Below are 16,914 nucleotides of genomic sequence, written 5' to 3' on the forward strand. Positions count from 1 at the left end.
GCCGGGGGGTGTCCGCCCGCAGCGGCGGGCGTCCATCACCGAGCACAAACCCAGCAAACAGCACCGCCCGACCGAGGACGGACACCCCCCGGCACGGCCCCGACCCACCACACAACCGAACGCGCTACACCCACCCCCACCACACCCGCACAGGCGCCGCAGGCATCCGCACCGTCACTCCCCCGGCCACGCCGGCGCCCGCTTCTCGTTGAACGCCGCCACGCCCTCCGCCCGATCCCCGGAGAACGCCACCGACCGCCACGCCGCGTCCTCGACCTCCAGCCCGGCCCGCAGGTCCAGCCCATGCCCCAACCGCAACGCCCGCTTCGCCGCCCGCAACCCGACAGGCGAATTCGCCGCGATCCGGGACGCCAGCGCCAGCGCCGACTCCCGGTCCCGCCCCGCCTCCACCAGCTGGTCCACCAGCCCCAGCTCCCGCGCCTCCTCAGCCTCCACCCGCCGCGCGGTGAAGATCAGTTCGGCAGCCCGGGCGGCCCCCACCCGCCGAGGCAGCAGCTGCGTACCGCCACCCCCGGGAATCACCCCCACCGACACCTCCGGCAGCCCCACCACAGCCGTACGGTCCGCCACGATCAGGTCGCAGGACAGGGCAAGCTCGAACCCACCCCCCAGCGCGAACCCGTGCACCGCCGCGATCGTCGGCACCGGCAGCTCCAGCACCCCGGTGTACGCCCCCCGCGCCACCGGCCGCTGCCGCACCAGATCGGCGTCACTGAACGAGTTCCGCTCCTTCAGATCCGCCCCGACGCAGAACGCCCGCTCATGCGTCGAGGTCACCACGACCACCCGCACACCCTTGTCGTCCCCCAGCGCGGAGCACGCCGCGGCCACCGACCGGGCCATCTCCGTCGAGACCGCGTTCATGGCCTTGGGCCGGTCGAGGGCCAGCTCCGCGACATGCCCGTCAGCCCCGTCCACGTGTCGCCGTACCAGCACGAACTCCCCGAACCGCTCCTCGCTCATGACACCCTCCCGGTTAACGCGGGTTAACAAACAGCACTGGCCCGATCATCGCAGCCGAGCCCCACAGGGGGAAGCGCGACGGCCGGTTCCCGCCCCGCCGCCCGACACCCCGTTCGGGTGAACATCCCGCCCAACTCCTGCCGCACCGCCCATGACAGCGCATAACGTGCGCTCCGCCACGGCGCGCAGGGGGCGCAGGCGCACAGGGGAGGGGTCGTGAGGACGTTGACGATGACCGAGACACCGACGGCGGCGAGGCCGGACGGGGACACCACCGCCGCCGGGCCCCGTCTCTTCGGCCCGCGAGGCCGCCACCGCAGGCCCCGCCCCCGCAAGGTGCTGCTCGCCGCAGGCGGCCTGGCCCTGGCGGCCGGGGCCCTGAGCCTCGTACGACTGACACCCGACACGGGCGTCGGCGGTCTCGGCACCGCGGAGGCGGAGGACCGCGAGAACCCGGGGACCGGCACCGACACCACGGACCGGGCGACCAACGCCGCCGCGACCGTCGGCACCATCCCCAAGGTCAGCCCTTCGGCGACCTCCGTCATGGGCGGTACGTCCGCGACACCGACCGCGGGCGTCTCCCTCGCCCCCACCCCGTCGGCGACCGCCGCGCCACCCACACCCACGGCAGTCGCCACGACGATCCCCGAAGCGCCGAACACCCCGGCCCCCACCACCACGCCCCACCCACCGACGACGAGCACCGCACCCCAGCCCGCGCCCACCGCGGGCCGGACCACGCCCCCACCCGCACCCCAGCCCAGCCACCCCGGCCGGCCCGCCCCGAACGACCCGGACCTGTGCGTGCCGATCATCGGCCTCTGCGTGAACGGACTCGCCCAGAACAGCTGACGGCGACAGCTAGGAGGCCGCCGCGTCCCGCCGCGTCAGCAGCCACGGCTCGACCACGCCGAGCCCACGCACCGGCCGCTGCCACATCGGCTGCAGCGCGAAGCGGTACGTCGGCGGCTCCTCGCCCTCCTTCTCCGCGGTGGCGGCGGCCTCGGCGGCCGCGGCCTCGGAGGCGGGCGCCTCGCCGGTACGGATCAGCTCCTCCGCGAAGGCGCTGTCGACGAGAACGGCATCGCGGGGGGCTATGGAGGTGAGCCGGGAGGCCAGGTTCACGGTCGTACCGAAGACATCGCCCATACGAGTGGTCACCGTGCCGAACGCGATACCGACCCGCAGCTCGGGCATCGTCTCGTCGTTCGCCATCGTCTCGATGAGCCGCAGCGCGATCTCCGCGGCGACGCCCGCGTCGTCGGCGCTGTACAGCACCTCGTCGCCGAGCGTCTTGACCAGCCGTCCGCCGCGCGCGGCGACGAGGTCGGCGGCCGTGGTCTCGAAGGCCTCGACGAGTTCGCCGAGTTCCTCCTCCTCCATACGACGGGTCAGCCGCGTGAATCCGACGAGGTCGGCAAAGCCCACGCAGAGCCGCCGGTCGACCATCTCCTCGTCGTCGGCGGCCTGCACGACCCGGCCGGCCGAGGCGGCGAGCTGGCGCCGCCAGACGTAGACGAGGAACTCCTCCAGCTCGGGCAGGAGCAGCTCGATGATCGGGTACGTCACCTCGGTGCGGGTCATTCCCGGCTCGGGCGGCTCGGTCAGGCCCTCCAGGAAGGAGTCGATCTGCCACTCGGCCAGCCGGGCGGTGGTCTGCCCCGTGGACCGCGCCACCTGCACGGCCATCGCCTCGCTCAGCAGCCCCGCCTCGACGAGACCGGCGAGCCGGCGCAACGCGAGGACGTCCGCCTCCGTGAACGCCTTGGCCTGGCCGACGTCGGCGAAGCCCATGGCCCGCCAGAAGCGGGTGGCGAGCTCCATGGAGACACCGGCGGTGCGGGCCGCCTGAAAGGGGGTGTAGCGCCGCTCGGCGCCGAGGATGAGCTGCTCGAGACGCACGGCGAGCGGGTGGTCGCCGGGGTCGGTGGCCTGGGGGTCCCCCCGCTCGAGCGAATTCGAGAGTGGGGGAGGGTCAACCCGGCCGTCCGCGCCCGTGCCGGAGCCCGTGTCGTCGACGGTCACGCCTGCTGCCCTTCCGATCTGCCGCGGTCAGGTATCGACCGGCCTTTACTCTACGGCAGCTGTGCCGTAGCTCACTCCCGAGAGGGGGTGGCTGATGTTGCCGGTTGGCTGCGGACCGGTGGGAGCTTGTCGCGCCCCGCGGCGGAGCCGCTGATGTCGCGGCCCCGCGCCCCTTGGGTGCGTCCACTTCACGCCGGTCGCAAGTGGACGATGTCTCCCGCGCCCACCGGGGCCTGCACGCCGTCCTCCGTGGCGATCACCAGCCTGCCGTCGCCGTCGATCGCCACCGCCTCTCCTACCAGCGACCGTTCTCCGGGCAGCTCAGCCCGCACCACCCTCCCCAGCGTCGCGCAGCCCGCCGCATACGTCTCCTGCAGACCGCTCCGCGCCGGGTCACCTTCGACGGACCGCCACTTCTCGTACCACTGCTCCAAGGACCTGAGCACCCCGCGCAGCAAGGGATCCCGGTCCGTGCTCACCGCGCCGGCCAGTGCCAGCGACCCCGCCTGCGGGACCGGCAGCTCGTCCTCCCGGAGGGTGACGTTGATGCCGACGCCGACGACCACCCCGTCGTCGCCCGCCCGCTCCGCGAGGATGCCGCCGGTCTTGCGCTCCGCGCCGCCCACGGTCACCAGCAGGTCGTTGGGCCACTTGAGTGCCGTATCGACTCCGGCCGCCCGCGACAGCCCCGTCGCCACCGCAACCCCGGTGAGCAGCGGCAGCCACCCCCACCGCGCCACCGGCACCTCGCTCGGCGTCAGCAGGACGGAGAAGAAGAGCCCCGAGCGGGCCGGAGCGGTCCACTGCCGATCGAGCCGCCCGCGTCCCGCGCTCTGCTCCTCGGCGACGAGGACCGCGCCCTCGGTCGCCTTGCCCTCGCCCGCCAGGGCCACCAGGTCGGAGTTGGTGGAGCCGGTGCTCTGCACGACCTCCACCCCGGACCACAGCCCGCCCTCCCGCACGAGCGCCCGGCGTAGGGCGGCGGCGTTGAGGGGCGGCCGGTCGAGGTCGGACCAACGACTGTTGTCTCCTGAAACATCTCGCGGCGTCATGCAAGCCACCCTAGGTGTGTGAAACGCCGCACTGCCGACAGGTAGGCACGCCACTACTCTACGGATGAGTAACCGTCCCCCCTTTTGAGCAGGCAGGGAGCCGTATCCCGATGTCCGAGCCGGAAGAGATCGACATCCACACCACCGCGGGCAAGCTCGCGGACCTTCAGCGTCGCATCGACGAAGCGACGCACGCCGGCTCCGCACGCGCCGTCGAAAAGCAGCACGCCAAGGGCAAGTTGACGGCGCGTGAGCGCATCGACCTCCTCCTCGACGAGGGCTCCTTCGTCGAGTTCGACGAGTTCGCCCGGCACCGCTCGACGGACTTCGGCCTGGAGAACAACCGCCCGTACGGAGATGGCGTGGTGACCGGCTACGGCACGGTCGACGGCCGCCCGGTCGCCGTGTTCTCCCAGGACTTCACGGTCTTCGGCGGGGCCCTGGGCGAGGTCTACGGCCAGAAGATCGTGAAGGTCATGGACTTCGCGCTGAAGACCGGCTGTCCGGTCATCGGCATCAACGACTCGGGTGGTGCGCGGATCCAGGAGGGTGTGGCCTCCCTCGGGGCGTACGGCGAGATCTTCCGCCGCAACACCCACGCGAGCGGCGTCATCCCCCAGATCTCGCTCGTCGTCGGCCCGTGCGCGGGCGGCGCGGTCTACTCCCCCGCGATCACCGACTTCACGGTGATGGTCGACCAGACCTCGCACATGTTCATCACCGGCCCGGACGTCATCAAGACGGTCACCGGCGAGGACGTCGGCTTCGAGGAGCTGGGCGGCGCCCGGACCCACAACTCGGTGTCCGGCGTGGCGCACCACATGGCCGGCGACGAGAAGGACGCCGTCGAGTACGTCAAGCAGCTGCTGTCGTACCTGCCGTCCAACAACCTCTCCGAGGCCCCGGCCTTCCCGGAGGAGGCGGACCTCGCCGTCACGGACGAGGACCGCGAGCTGGACACGATCGTGCCGGACAGCGCGAACCAGCCGTACGACATGCACACGGTGATCGAACACATCCTGGACGACGCCGAGTTCTTCGAGACCCAGCCGCTGTACGCGCCGAACATCCTCACCGGCTTCGGCCGCGTCGAGGGCGCCCCGGTCGGCATAGTCGCCAACCAGCCGATGCAGTTCGCGGGCTGCCTGGACATCACGGCGTCCGAGAAGGCCGCGCGCTTCGTCCGCACCTGCGACGCCTTCAACATCCCGGTGATCACCTTCGTGGACGTCCCGGGCTTCCTCCCGGGTGTCGACCAGGAGCACGACGGCATCATCCGCCGCGGCGCCAAGCTGATCTACGCCTACGCGGAAGCCACCGTCCCCCTCATCACGATCATCACCCGCAAGGCCTTCGGCGGCGCCTACGACGTCATGGGCTCCAAGCACCTCGGCGCCGACATCAACCTGGCCTGGCCGACCGCCCAGATCGCCGTGATGGGCGCCCAGGGCGCGGTCAACATTCTGCACCGCCGCACGATCGCCGAGGCGGAGACCAACGGAGACCTCGAAGCGACCCGCGCCCGGCTCATCCAGGAGTACGAGGACGCCCTCCTCAACCCCTACATCGCGGCCGAGCGCGGCTACATCGACTCCGTGATCATGCCGTCGGAGACCCGTCGGCACGTCGTCCGCGGCCTGCGCCAGCTCCGCACCAAGCGCGAGTCCCTGCCCCCGAAGAAGCACGGCAACATCCCCCTCTAGGAGCCGCCATGACGATCAAGGTCGTACGGGGCAACCCCACCCCGGAGGAGCTCGCCGCCGCCCTCGCGGTGGTCCGAGCCCGCGCCGCGGCGGCATCCGCCGCGCCGCCCGGCGCCCCGAAGCCGCAGGACGGGTGGTCGGACCCGTCCCGCATCGCCGCACACCGCCTGCCCCAACCGGGGCCGACGGCCTGGACGCGCAGTTACTGGCCGGGTTAGAGGGCGAGTGACAGCGCTTCGGCCATCACCTGGTATCCGAGATCGTTCGGGTGCAGGTGATCGCCGAAGTCGTACGACGGGTGCAGCCGGTCCGGGTCCTCCGGATCGGCCAGCACCCGGTGCAGGTCCACCACGGCGTCGTACTCCCCCGCGCACCGGATCCACTCGTTGACCTCGTGGCTCACCTTGGCCGCGTGCTCACCCCAGTGGTCCGAGCCCCCGAAGGGCAGCAACGTCGCCCCCACGACCCTCAGCCCCCTTGCCTGCCGTATCAACTCCCGGTACCCGGCGACGATTTCGTCCGCCTCCACCACCGGCGCCGGCTTGTACGTCGGTTGCTCGTCGGTCTCGCTGAAGCCGATGTCGTTGAGCCCGAGGAGCACGACAAGGGTGTCCACGCCCGGGTGGTCGAGGACGTCCCGCCCGAGACGGTGGACGCCCTTCTCGCCGTACCACGCGGAGTCGTTGAGCAGCAGATTCCCGCCGATGCCCGCATTGAGCACAGGCCGCCCGGTGCGGACGGCGAGCGCGTCCGACCACCGGCGATCGGCCCCCACCGTGGACCCGAACCCGTCGGTGACGGAGTCGCCGAACAACGCGATCCCGTCCGCGCGGCCGGAGTCCGTCTCGACGGCGGCGAGGAAGTACCAGGACTCGGTCGCCGCGTCGAAGCCCTCTCCCGTCACGTCCTCCGACAGGTCCCCCTCCCCGCGACAGCTGGTCGTGAAGGCCTGCGCGTGGAAGGTCGCGGGTCCGGTCACCGCCTCGAAGTACAGCGTGACCGTCACCGACTCCCCTGCCGCCACGGCGAGTTCGACCGCGTCGCTCACCAGGTGCCCACGTGCCGGGATCTCGCCCGGGAAGGTGAGCCGCCGGACGGAACCCGGCTCCACGGCGGCCCCCGCGGCCGTACGGCCCACGCTCGCGCCCGCGACCCGGACCGCCGAGCCGCCGTACGCGTTCGAGAGCCGCACCCGCACCCGCCCACCGCCCGCCGACAACCGCACGACCTGGCGGACGGACTGGCGCCAGAAGCCCTGCCGGGACCAGTTGGGGGTGAAGCCTTCGCCGGGGAGCTGAGGTGAGGCGGTCCAAGCGGTGGTGAACACGGCACGTACTCCTCATCATCGACCACTAATGGAACCACGGTACCATTTAGAGAAGTTGAGTACGCGTACTCAGGCGCCGCGCGAGGGCACGCCCGCACGCTGGAGGAATGCTGTGGTCCGACCCCGAGAACGAGCCGCCCAAGGAACTGCGCGACATGCAGAACATGTTGCGGAGACTGGGCGTTCTCATGGCGTTGGCCATGCTGCTGGCGATGATCGTGCTCGGTGTGAAATGAGAGCCGCCGGAAGCGCCGATACCCTGGCCGCATGACTGATCAGCCGCGCCGCCGACTCGTCCTCGCCTCGCAGTCCCCCGCCCGGCTCAACCTGCTGCGGCAGGCCGGACTCGCCCCCGAGGTGCTCGTGAGCGGCGTCGACGAGGACGCCGTCTCCGCCCCCACGCCCGCCGAGCTGGCGCTCGCCCTCGCCGAGGCGAAGGCCTCCGTGGTGGCCGCGAAGCCCCGGGTCAAGGGCGCACTGGTGATCGGCTGCGACTCGGTGCTCGACCTGGACGGCGAGGCGCTCGGCAAGCCCGCGGACGCCGAGGAGGCCACCGCCCGCTGGAAGGCCATGCGCGGCCGGGCCGGGACACTCCAGACCGGCCACTGCATCTACGACACCGCCACCAACCGGTATGTCTCCGGCGTCGCCTCCACCGTCGTCCGCTTCGGCGAGCCCACCGACGAGGAGATCGCCGCGTACGTCGCCTCCGGCGAACCCCTCTATGTCGCCGGGGCGTTCACCCTGGACGGCCGCTCGGCCCCGTTCATCGAGGGCATCGACGGCGACCACGGCAACGTGATCGGCATCAGCCTGCCCCTGGTGCGGCGACTGCTGGCCGAACTGGGCGTCGGCATCACGGAGTTGTGGGCGCCGGCGGAGACGTGAGCGGGGAGCCGCCGTCGCCGCCCTGCGGAGCGGTGTCCTCGGGCTCCGCGGCGGCGGGCGCCTCCTGACCGTCGTACGTCATCAGCAGCAGCACGATCAGCGCCAGTACGACCACCATGAACAGGAACTCGGGCCAGCCCAGCAGCCCCCACGCGAACGCGCCCAGCAGGCCGTGCACCACGGCGACGCTGATCAGCAGGATGCGGCCGAAGCCGGCCGGGCGGCGGTTCCGCAGGGCCACCAGGAGCGCGACCAGGCCGCACAGGGCGAAGTAGAGGCCGAAGACGATGCCGCCGGCCTTCGACGACGTGGACATCATGTCCGGGTCGAGGCCGGCGAGGGACATGTCCTGGCGGTCGACGACGATCCCCAGGAACCAGTTGAGCGCGGCGACGCCGAGCGCCTCGACGAAGAGTACGACCGCCACAACCCACGCCACCGGTCTGCGCACCACCGGTCCCCACCCACTTCCGAGCTTTCGAGTGCCGTCCGAGCAGGACTGCAGTTACCCCAAGTACGTTCGAGACATCCTGAACGCTACTAACGGGTAAACCGCGGGACAAGGGTTCTACGGGGGGCAAAGAATCGTTGGGCCATTCGTAGGGACTCCACAAAGAAACGGAGTGGTCCGCAGCACGCTCTCACAGAGACCTTGACCACAGAGGAGGGCTAGGGTTTCTCGGAGGAGTCCTGCGTACCGAGGTGCGACAAGGGATTTCGCGGGTGGAGCAGGCCTCGCATCACGCTCCGTGTGGGCAAGCTCACCACTGGGGATGGGTCGATGCGCCGTGTCGGCAGTCCCTAAACTCGGCTTGTTTCAAGGAGGGAGCCTCAATCGTGCGCAAGGTGCTCATCGCCAACCGTGGCGAAATCGCTGTCCGCGTTGCCCGGGCCTGCCGGGACGCCGGGATCGCGAGCGTGGCCGTATACGCCGACCCGGACCGGGACGCTCTGCATGTCCGCGCCGCGGATGAGGCGTTCGCCCTGGGCGGTGAGACCCCGGCGACCAGCTATCTCGACATCGAGAAGGTGTTGAACGCGGCGCGGGAGTCCGGCGCCGACGCCATCCACCCCGGCTACGGCTTCCTCTCGGAGAACGCCGACTTCGCCCAGGCCGTCCTGGACGCGGGCCTGATCTGGATCGGCCCGCCCCCGCAGGCCATCCGCGACCTCGGTGACAAGGTCGCCGCCCGGCACATCGCCCAGCGCGCCGGTGCCCCGCTGGTGGCCGGCACGCCCGACCCGGTGTCCGGTGCCGACGAGGTCGTCGCCTTCGCCGAGCAGCACGGCCTGCCGATCGCGATCAAGGCCGCCTTCGGCGGTGGCGGCCGCGGCCTGAAGGTCGCCCGCACCCTCGAAGAGGTGCCCGAGCTCTACGACTCCGCGGTCCGCGAGGCCGTCGCCGCCTTCGGGCGCGGCGAGTGCTTCGTCGAGCGCTACCTGGACAAGCCTCGGCACGTGGAGACGCAGTGCCTGGCCGACAGCCACGGCAACGTGGTCGTCGTGTCGACGCGTGACTGCTCCCTGCAGCGCCGCCACCAGAAGCTGGTCGAGGAGGCGCCCGCGCCCTTCCTGTCGGACGCGCAGGTGGCCGAGCTGTACGCGTCCTCGAAGGCCATCCTGAAGGAGGCCGGCTACGTCGGCGCCGGCACGGTGGAGTTCCTGGTCGGCATGGACGGCACGATCTCCTTCCTGGAGGTCAACACCCGTCTGCAGGTGGAGCACCCGGTGACCGAGGAGGTCGCCGGCATCGACCTGGTCCGCGAGATGTTCCGCATCGCCGACGGCGAGGAACTCGGTTACGGCGACCCCGAACTGCGCGGCCACTCCTTCGAGTTCCGCATCAACGGCGAGGACCCGGGCCGCGGCTTCCTGCCGGCCCCCGGCACGGTCACCACGTTCGCCCCGCCGTCCGGTCCCGGTGTCCGCCTGGACGCCGGCGTCGAGTCCGGCTCGGTCATCGGTCCGGCCTGGGACTCCCTGCTGGCCAAGCTGATCGTCACCGGCGCGACCCGCGAGCAGGCCCTGCAGCGCGCGGCCCGCGCCCTGGAGGAGTTCCAGGTGGAGGGCATGGCCACGGCCATCCCGTTCCACCGCGCGGTCGTCACCGACCCGGCGTTCGCCCCCGAACTCACCGGCAGCCAGGACCCCTTCACGGTCCACACCCGCTGGATCGAGACCGAGTTCGTCAACGAGATCCCCGCCTTCGCCGCCCCCGCGGACACCGAGGCGGAGGACGACGCGGACCGCGAGACGATCGTCGTCGAGGTCGGCGGCAAGCGCCTGGAGGTCTCCCTCCCGTCCTCGCTCGGCATGACCCTGGCCCGCACGGGCCTCGCGGCGGGCGCCAAGCCCAAGCGCCGGGCGGCCAAGAAGTCCGGCCCGGCCGCCTCCGGCGACACCCTCGCCTCCCCGATGCAGGGCACCATCGTCAAGGTCGCCGTCGAGGAGGGCCAGGAGGTCAAGGAGGGCGACCTCATCGTCGTCCTCGAGGCGATGAAGATGGAACAGCCGCTCAACGCGCACCGGGCCGGCACCGTCAAGGGCCTGTCCGCGGAGGTCGGCGCCTCGATCACCTCGGGTGCGGCGATCTGCGAGATCAAGGACTGATCGCAGCTCTTACGACATCCCGAAGCGCCCGGCGGACCAGAGCAGTTGGTCCGCCGGGCGCTTCGTTTTCCCCGTCCCCCGTGACGGCGGTCTTCTCGGGGCTACTCGGCCCTCACCCACCCGGTGCCGTGGCGGGTGAAGGCCAGGCCCGCGTAGCCGAAGGCGATGGCCGGCATCAGGAAGGACAGGGCGACCAGGGGCGCCACACCGCTGATGTACGCGAGCACGTTGAGCGGCATGGACAGGATCAGCAGCCAGGCGGCCCAGGCCGGGATCACCCGGCCCCTCAGCAGGGCGACACCGAGCAGGATCGCGCCGACGACGTGGGCGGCGATGAAGTAGAAGAGCGGTGCGTTCACCACGGCCAGCCCCTGCGTGCCGTCCGCCACCTTCACCATGACGTCCTGGCTCACGCCCTTGTCGAACGCGCCGAGTGCCACGGTGTCGAGCGACGGGGTCATGCTGACCGCGATCAGGCCGGTACCGAAGAGGACCGAACCCCACAGGCCCAGTTTGGGTGAGCGTGCCGTGGCCAGGAGGCCCACGGCGACGAGTCCCGGGACGAGAAGCAGCGTGCCCACCATCCAGAACCACGCGGACAGTTCGGTGGCTCCCTGGTGCGCGGCGATGGTCCGGGCGATCTCCTTGCTGGAGTCGCTCGTGTCGTACGGGAGCACGAGGCTCGCCGCGGCGAACAGCACCGGCGCGAGCGCGGCCGCGATGGCGGCGAGGAGGCGGGCGGTGCCGGTCCCGGCGGTCGCCGCACTGTCGGCCGTCGGCGCGCGTGACGGAGTGGTGGTCATGAGAGTCCCCCTCGGCGCCGGCCCCGCGGCGGAGCCGCTTGCGCCTTCTGCCAGTGAAGCGAGGGGCCGGGCCGAGGACCATCCGTCAATTCTGACGTGTCGCGACATAGCGCGGTTTGGGTCAGTCCGTGAGCAGTCCGAGATCGCGCCCCCGGCGCAGCAGCGCCGCCGTGTGTCCGGCCTCCAACTTCCGGTGCAGGGAGGCGATGTAGCCCCGCACGGTGGTCGGCGAGAGCCTCATGCGCCGGGCCGTCTCCGTCGCCGTACGGCCGTTGTGGAGGTGGACGAGCGTGCGGTGCTCCTGCTCGGTGATGCCGAAGAGGCGGGCGACGGCGCGGGCGCGGGAGAGGTCGCGGAGCAGGAGCAGGGCGGGGACGGCCGGGACGTACCGGACCTCGATGTGGCGTGCGATGAAGGAGACGGCTTCGGCGAGCCGGGGGTCGTCGCGCAGCACGGCCAGGAGGTCGGCGGCGACGGCGTTGAGGGGGCGGGGGCGGCCGGTGTCGTCGAGGGTCGCGACGCCCAGAGTGTGGCCGCCGATCAGGTCCAGGGCGACGCCATGCAGGCATTCGCCCCCACCGCACGGGTGCGGCGGGGGCGGGGCTTCCGTGATACCTGAGGCCGGAAGTCCAGGTTTTGACGCCCTCGCCTGCCCGAACGCGGGCGATTTCGGTCCGCGCCGGTATCCGGCACCACCCTGGGTTCCTGCTTCACGGGCCCTCGCCGCTCCCCGGGGGGAGTTGGTCTTACGTGGGCCTCCACAGGCGTTACTTTCCGCCCGCCCGGCGGTAGGTCCGCCAACTTGGTTGTCGGACAACGTGACACTATCGCCGCCACACTCCACACCCATGCCAACAGGCGGCAGATTCATCGGAGTTGAGGACGATCCGCGCACGGGTTCGATTTCGGATGACGTCCAGGTCATGACCAGCTCCAGCAGCTCGGTTAGGGTCCGCCCCCACAGCTCCTCCGGCCGGGCGGCGTCCTTCAGGGCGCGGGTCAGCTCCAGCACACGACGCGCATCCGCACCGCTGATCTCCATCGCTCTCTCCCGGCGCTGCTCTCGCCCGAGAAGGCCCCGTTGGGATGCTTCTGCCATCCCTTGAGAAGAAGGTACGGCTTACGGCGGTCCCGTGAAGCCTCCTTACGTACCCTCGGAGGCTTTACGGTGCGGGGTCGAATCCTCAAGCGGCGCCGGAGGTTTCAGCGACGCCGGAGGTCCGCCACCCGGGCCCGTTCGGAGCCCTGGGCCGGCTCACCGAGGACGGTGGCCGCCCGCAACCCCGGTCCCGCACCCGGGACCTGCCCACGCCGGGGTCCCGGGACAGGGACGTCCCGGCGCTGTTGCTGCCGCGCCGGGACCTGATCACCCCCCACCGCGTTTCCCGACGCCCCGGCCACGGCGATCTGCACCCCCTGGTCGGCGAGGGCCTGGAGCTCGGTGGCCGCGCGGTCGTCGTGACCGGGCGGTTCATCGGTCACCAGGCGGGTGATGAGATCCGTCGGCACGGTCTGGAACATGGTGTCCGTGCCGAGCTTGGTGTGGTCGGCGAGGACCACGACCTCGGCGGCGGCCTGGACCAGCGCCCGGTCGACGGAGGCCGACAGCATGTTGGACGTGGAGAGTCCGCGCTCGGCGGTCAGCCCGCTCCCGGAGAGGAAGGCCCGGGAGACCCGCAGCCCCTGGAGGGACTGCTCGGCACCGGAGCCGACCAGGGCGTAGTTGGAACCGCGCAGGGTGCCGCCGGTCATCACGACTTCCACCCGGTTGGCATGGGCCAACGCCTGAGCCACCAGCAGTGAGTTGGTGACGACGGTCAGCCCGGGCACCCGCGCGAGCCGGCGAGCCAGCTCCTGCGTGGTGGTTCCCGCCCCGACCACGATGGCCTCGCCCTCTTCGACGAAGCTGGCGGCGAGATCGGCGATGGCCGTCTTCTCGGCGGTCGCGAGATGCGATTTCTGCGGAAAGCCGGACTCCCGCGTGAACCCGCCCGGCAATACCGCACCGCCGTGCCGGCGGTCGAGGAGTCCTTCTGCCTCCAGTGCGCGCACGTCCCGCCGTACGGTCACTTCGGAGGTCTGGACGACGCGGGCGAGCTCACGGAGCGACACGGCCCCGTTAGCTCGCACCATTTCGAGGATCAATTGGCGACGTTCTGCAGCGAACACGAAACTGACAGTAACGCCAACGACCGTCTGCTTTCAGCTGTTTGCGCCGAATAGCAGAAGTTGTTCGCACAGGAGGACGGGAAGTGGTATAGGGCCTACGCCCGCCGACTATGCCGCACGAATGCTCGACAACTCCCCGTGACCAGCGGGGAATCGCTTTCGGCCGTCAGACCTCGCCGGTCTCCTTACGCGTGTGCAACTGCCGTGCCACCTCGGCGATCGACCCCGAAAGGGAGGGGTAAACGGTGAACGCGTTCGCGATCTGTTCGACCGTCAGATTGTTGTCGACGGCGATCGACATGGGGTGGATGAGTTCCGAGGCGCGAGGCGACACGACCACACCGCCGACGACGATCCCGGTGCCGGGCCGGCAGAAGATCTTGACGAAACCGTCCCGGATGCCCTGCATCTTGGCGCGCGGGTTGCGCAGCAGCGGCAGCTTCACCACCCGGGCGTCGATCTTCCCGGCATCCACATCCGCCTGCGTGTAGCCGACGGTGGCGATCTCGGGATCGGTGAAGACGTTGGAGGAGACCGTCTTGAGGTTCAGCGGAGCCACGGCGTCGCCCAGGAAGTGGTACATGGCGATACGCCCCTGCATGGCGGCCACGGACGCGAGGGCGAAGACGCCGGTCACGTCACCGGCGGCGTACACGCCCGGAGCGGAGGTCCTGGAGACCTTGTCGGTCCAGATGTGGCCGGACTCGCGCAGCTTGACGCCGGCCTCCTCCAGGCCCATGCCCTCGGAGTTCGGGATGGCACCGACGGCCATGAGGCAGTGGCTGCCGGTGATGACCCGGCCGTCGGCGAGGGTGACCTCGACCTTGTCGCCCACGCGCTTGGCGGACTGGGCGCGGGAGCGGGCCATGACGTTCATGCCGCGGCGCCGGAAGACGTCCTCCAGGACGGCCGCGGCGTCCGGGTCCTCGCCGGGCAGGACGCGGTCGCGCGAGGACACGAGGGTGACCTTGGAGCCGAGGGCCTGGTAGGCGCCGGCGAACTCGGCGCCGGTGACACCGGAACCCACCACGATGAGCTCCTCGGGGAGCTCGGTGAGGTCGTAGACCTGGGTCCAGTTGAGGATCCGCTCACCGTCGGGCTGGGCGTCGGGCAGCTCACGGGGATGCCCACCGGTGGCGATGAGCACGGCATCCGCGACGAGAGTCTCCTCACTCCCGTCGACGGCCCGCACGACGACCTTCCGCGAGCCGTCGAGGGCCTGCATGCCCTCGAGGCGCCCACGCCCCCGCAGCACACGGGCACCGGCACGCGTGACGGAGGCGGTGATGTCGTGGGACTGGGCGAGCGCCAGCCGCTTCACACGACGATTGACCTTGCCGAGATCGACTCCCACCACCCTGGCGGCCTGCTCCATAGGTGGAGTGTCATCGGCGACGATGATCCCCAGCTCTTCGTACGACGAATCGAAGGTGGTCATCACCTCGGCCGTAGCGATAAGGGTCTTCGACGGCACGCAGTCGGTCAGGACCGATGCTCCGCCCAGACCGTCGCAGTCGACGACGGTCACCTCCGCGCCGAGTTGGGCGGCCACCAGGGCCGCCTCGTATCCGCCGGGTCCGCCACCGATGATCACGATCCGAGTCACGTACTCCATTGTCCCGCACAGGACGAGGTGCTAGCGCCTGGGGGCCGCCCCGAGATAGCACTGTTACAGGAGGGACGGCCGATTCGGCTGCCGTACCCTCGGACGCATGTCGCTCTACGCCGCCTACGCCGGCAACCTCGACGCGCGGCTCATGACCCGCCGCGCTCCGTACTCGCCGATGCGTGCCACCGGCTGGCTGAACGGATGGCGGCTGACCTTCGGCGGCGAGCACCTGGGCTGGGAGGGCGCACTGGCGACCCTGGTGGAGGAGCCCGGTTCCCAGGTCTTCGTGGCGCTCTACGATCTCGCCCCGCTCGACGAGGAGTCGATGGACCGCTGGGAGGGCGTGGGCCTGGAGATCTACCGCCGGATGCGGGTGCGCGTCCACACGATGGAGGGCGAGGAGCAGGCGTGGGTGTACGTCCTGAACGGCTACGAGGGCGGCCTGCCCTCGGCCCGCTACCTGGGCGAGATCGCGGACGCGGCGGAGTCGGCGGGCGCCCCGCACGACTATGTGATGGAACTGCGCAAGCGCCCGTGCTGAACGAGCACCCCTGAGGCCCCGTCCGCCCCGCTCTTGGTTGGAAACGACAAGACAACGATCCCCATCCCGTGGGCTCTGTCATCTACGCGCGTAGGCCCTGACCGGCTACGCTCATCCGCGTGAACGCATCTCTTCTTCCGGACGACATCCAGGGCGCCACCCCCAATGAGCCACGGGTCGCCGCCGACGCCGCCGCCGCGCGCCTGCGCGAACTGACCGGCGCCGAGACCCACGACGTCGCCCTCGTGATGGGCTCCGGCTGGGCGCCGGCCGTGGACGCCCTCGGCGCTCCCGACGCCGAGTTCGAGGTCACCGAGCTGCCCGGTTTCCCGCCGCCGGCGGTGGAGGGACACGGCGGCAAGATCCGCTCGTACAAGATCGGCAACAAGCGGGCCCTGGTCTTCCTCGGCCGTACGCACTACTACGAGGGTCGCGGTGTCGCCGCCGTCGCACACGGCGTCCGCACCGCCGTCGCCGCCGGCTGCAAGACGATGGTGTTGACGAACGGCTGTGGCGGTCTCCGCGAGGGCATGCGCCCCGGCCAGCCGGTCCTGATCAGCGACCACATCAACCTGACCGCCGCGTCTCCGATCATCGGCGCGAACTTCGTCGACCTCACCGACCTCTACTCCCCGCGTCTGCGCGCCCTGTGCAAGGAGATCGACGCGACGCTGGAGGAGGGTGTCTACGCCCAGTTCCCCGGCCCGCACTACGAGACTCCGGCCGAGATCCGCATGGCCCGCGTCATCGGGGCGGACCTGGTGGGCATGTCGACGGTCCTGGAAGCGATTGCTGCGCGTGAGGCGGGTGCCGAGGTTCTGGGTATCTCCCTGGTGACGAACCTGGCGGCGGGCATGACGGGCGAGCCGTTGAACCACGAGGAGGTCCTCCAGGCGGGCCGGGACAGCGCGACGCGCATGGGCTCGCTGCTGGCGCAGGTGCTGGACCGGCTGTAGCCGAAGCGGAGTTTTTCGCCCCCGCCGCCCCTACCCGTCCCGTCCTTCTGGGGCTCCGCCCCAGACCCCGCTCCTCAAACGCCGGAGAGGCTGAGTTGTTTCAGCCCGTCCGGCGTTTGAGGACGAGGCCCTTTCAGGGCCGAAGCGGGGGTCTGGGGGCGGCAGCCCCCAGGGACGGGACGGGTAGGGGCGGCGGGGGCGAGAAAAGCCCGGCGCGAACCCCCACCCACCTCCTCACACACCA

At 70.9% G+C, this 16,914-nt stretch carries 17 protein-coding genes; 8 read left to right on the forward strand and 9 right to left on the reverse strand.

Going from position 1 to position 16,914, the window contains the following annotated elements:
* Nucleotides 1-174: 174 nt before the first annotated feature.
* A complete protein-coding gene (locus IG08_RS0106250; protein ID WP_030597236.1) occupies nt 175-984 on the reverse strand; it encodes an enoyl-CoA hydratase/isomerase family protein in 810 nt (269 codons plus the stop codon).
* 231 nt (nt 985-1,215) lie between these two features.
* Between IG08_RS0106250 and IG08_RS53940 the strand changes: the two genes are divergently transcribed.
* Nucleotides 1,216-1,839, forward strand: coding sequence for a hypothetical protein (locus tag IG08_RS53940; RefSeq protein WP_234342817.1), 624 nt, complete (start codon nt 1,216-1,218; stop codon nt 1,837-1,839).
* Nucleotides 1,840-1,848: 9 nt separating this feature from the next.
* On the opposite strand, the gene IG08_RS0106260 is transcribed toward IG08_RS53940, so the two are convergent.
* The gene (locus IG08_RS0106260; protein ID WP_030597241.1) at nt 1,849-3,012 is read right to left on the reverse strand and encodes an adenylate/guanylate cyclase domain-containing protein; all 1,164 of its coding nucleotides are present in this window, start codon (nt 3,010-3,012) and stop codon (nt 1,849-1,851) included.
* Between the two features lie 188 nt (nt 3,013-3,200).
* Nucleotides 3,201-4,064, reverse strand: a complete 864-nt coding sequence (locus IG08_RS0106265) for a biotin--[acetyl-CoA-carboxylase] ligase (protein WP_030597244.1) — start codon at nt 4,062-4,064, stop codon at nt 3,201-3,203.
* Between the two features lie 110 nt (nt 4,065-4,174).
* Between IG08_RS0106265 and IG08_RS0106270 the strand changes: the two genes are divergently transcribed.
* A complete protein-coding gene (locus IG08_RS0106270; protein WP_030597246.1) occupies nt 4,175-5,767 on the forward strand; it encodes an acyl-CoA carboxylase subunit beta in 1,593 nt (530 codons plus the stop codon).
* 8 nt (nt 5,768-5,775) lie between these two features.
* Entirely contained in the window at nt 5,776-5,985 is a 210-nt protein-coding gene (locus IG08_RS0106275) for an acyl-CoA carboxylase epsilon subunit (RefSeq protein ID WP_030597248.1), read from the forward strand.
* On the opposite strand, the gene IG08_RS0106280 is transcribed toward IG08_RS0106275, so the two are convergent.
* A complete protein-coding gene (locus IG08_RS0106280) occupies nt 5,982-7,094 on the reverse strand; it encodes an SGNH/GDSL hydrolase family protein (RefSeq protein ID WP_030597249.1) in 1,113 nt (370 codons plus the stop codon). The two genes, IG08_RS0106275 and IG08_RS0106280, sit on opposite strands and share 4 nt — an antisense overlap.
* 107 nt (nt 7,095-7,201) lie before the next feature.
* Here IG08_RS0106280 and mmpB point away from each other — a divergent pair, with 107 nt between their 5' ends.
* Both mmpB and IG08_RS0106290 read left to right on the forward strand, forming a co-directional pair.
* Nucleotides 7,202-7,330 carry a morphogenic membrane protein MmpB gene (gene mmpB, locus IG08_RS62410; protein WP_261723344.1) on the forward strand — a complete coding sequence of 43 codons (129 nt, stop codon included), beginning with the start codon at nt 7,202-7,204 and terminating at the stop codon, nt 7,328-7,330.
* A gap of 31 nt (nt 7,331-7,361) precedes the next feature.
* A complete protein-coding gene (locus IG08_RS0106290) occupies nt 7,362-7,982 on the forward strand; it encodes a Maf family protein (RefSeq protein ID WP_030597252.1) in 621 nt (206 codons plus the stop codon).
* Here IG08_RS0106290 and IG08_RS0106295 read toward each other — a convergent pair.
* Nucleotides 7,951-8,436 (reverse strand): hypothetical protein, encoded by a 486-nt coding sequence (locus IG08_RS0106295; RefSeq protein WP_030597253.1) that lies wholly within the window; start codon nt 8,434-8,436, stop codon nt 7,951-7,953. The two genes, IG08_RS0106290 and IG08_RS0106295, sit on opposite strands and share 32 nt — an antisense overlap.
* A 383-nt stretch (nt 8,437-8,819) precedes the next feature.
* Between IG08_RS0106295 and IG08_RS0106300 the strand changes: the two genes are divergently transcribed.
* Nucleotides 8,820-10,592, forward strand: a complete 1,773-nt coding sequence (locus IG08_RS0106300) for an acetyl/propionyl/methylcrotonyl-CoA carboxylase subunit alpha (protein ID WP_030597256.1) — start codon at nt 8,820-8,822, stop codon at nt 10,590-10,592.
* Between the two features lie 101 nt (nt 10,593-10,693).
* Here the strand turns inward: IG08_RS0106300 and IG08_RS0106305 are convergent, their stop codons facing one another.
* The 4 genes from IG08_RS0106305 to IG08_RS0106320 all read right to left on the reverse strand — a co-directional run bounded on the left by IG08_RS0106305 (nt 10,694) and on the right by IG08_RS0106320 (nt 15,191).
* Entirely contained in the window at nt 10,694-11,395 is a 702-nt protein-coding gene (locus IG08_RS0106305) for a hypothetical protein (protein ID WP_030597258.1), read from the reverse strand.
* A gap of 121 nt (nt 11,396-11,516) precedes the next feature.
* Nucleotides 11,517-11,849: a LuxR C-terminal-related transcriptional regulator gene (locus tag IG08_RS56385; RefSeq protein ID WP_234342818.1), complete on the reverse strand. Its 333-nt coding sequence runs from the start codon at nt 11,847-11,849 to the stop codon at nt 11,517-11,519.
* A gap of 749 nt (nt 11,850-12,598) precedes the next feature.
* Complete coding sequence (locus tag IG08_RS0106315; protein WP_078655467.1) at nt 12,599-13,564, reverse strand: DeoR/GlpR family DNA-binding transcription regulator; 966 nt, start codon at nt 13,562-13,564, stop codon at nt 12,599-12,601.
* Nucleotides 13,565-13,730: 166 nt separating this feature from the next.
* Nucleotides 13,731-15,191 carry an NAD(P)H-quinone dehydrogenase gene (locus IG08_RS0106320; protein ID WP_261723388.1) on the reverse strand — a complete coding sequence of 487 codons (1,461 nt, stop codon included), beginning with the start codon at nt 15,189-15,191 and terminating at the stop codon, nt 13,731-13,733.
* 85 nt (nt 15,192-15,276) lie between these two features.
* On the opposite strand from IG08_RS0106320, the gene IG08_RS0106325 reads away from it, so the two are divergent.
* Nucleotides 15,277-15,714: a gamma-glutamylcyclotransferase family protein gene (locus IG08_RS0106325; protein WP_030597265.1), complete on the forward strand. Its 438-nt coding sequence runs from the start codon at nt 15,277-15,279 to the stop codon at nt 15,712-15,714.
* A gap of 119 nt (nt 15,715-15,833) precedes the next feature.
* Entirely contained in the window at nt 15,834-16,670 is an 837-nt protein-coding gene (locus tag IG08_RS0106330) for a purine-nucleoside phosphorylase (RefSeq protein WP_030597267.1), read from the forward strand.
* Nucleotides 16,671-16,914: the final 244 nt, after the last annotated feature.

This window comes from Streptomyces fulvoviolaceus (assembly GCF_000718165.1).
In the GTDB taxonomy this organism is placed as follows: domain Bacteria; phylum Actinomycetota; class Actinomycetes; order Streptomycetales; family Streptomycetaceae; genus Streptomyces; species Streptomyces fulvoviolaceus.

Excerpts from the sequence above, each read along its gene's own strand:
- IG08_RS53940 (WP_234342817.1), top strand. The coding sequence starts at position 1,216 with ATGACCGAGACACCGACGGCGGCGAGGCCGGACGGGGACACCACCGCC.
- IG08_RS0106290 (WP_030597252.1), top strand. The coding sequence starts at position 7,362 with ATGACTGATCAGCCGCGCCGCCGACTCGTCCTCGCCTCGCAGTCCCCC.
- IG08_RS0106250 (WP_030597236.1), bottom strand. The coding sequence starts at position 984 with ATGAGCGAGGAGCGGTTCGGGGAGTTCGTGCTGGTACGGCGACACGTG.
- IG08_RS0106305 (WP_030597258.1), bottom strand. The coding sequence starts at position 11,395 with ATGACCACCACTCCGTCACGCGCGCCGACGGCCGACAGTGCGGCGACC.
- IG08_RS0106270 (WP_030597246.1), top strand. The coding sequence starts at position 4,175 with ATGTCCGAGCCGGAAGAGATCGACATCCACACCACCGCGGGCAAGCTC.
- IG08_RS0106265 (WP_030597244.1), bottom strand. The coding sequence starts at position 4,064 with ATGACGCCGCGAGATGTTTCAGGAGACAACAGTCGTTGGTCCGACCTC.
- IG08_RS0106275 (WP_030597248.1), top strand. The coding sequence starts at position 5,776 with ATGACGATCAAGGTCGTACGGGGCAACCCCACCCCGGAGGAGCTCGCC.
- IG08_RS0106325 (WP_030597265.1), top strand. The coding sequence starts at position 15,277 with ATGTCGCTCTACGCCGCCTACGCCGGCAACCTCGACGCGCGGCTCATG.
- mmpB (WP_261723344.1), top strand. The coding sequence starts at position 7,202 with ATGCTGTGGTCCGACCCCGAGAACGAGCCGCCCAAGGAACTGCGCGAC.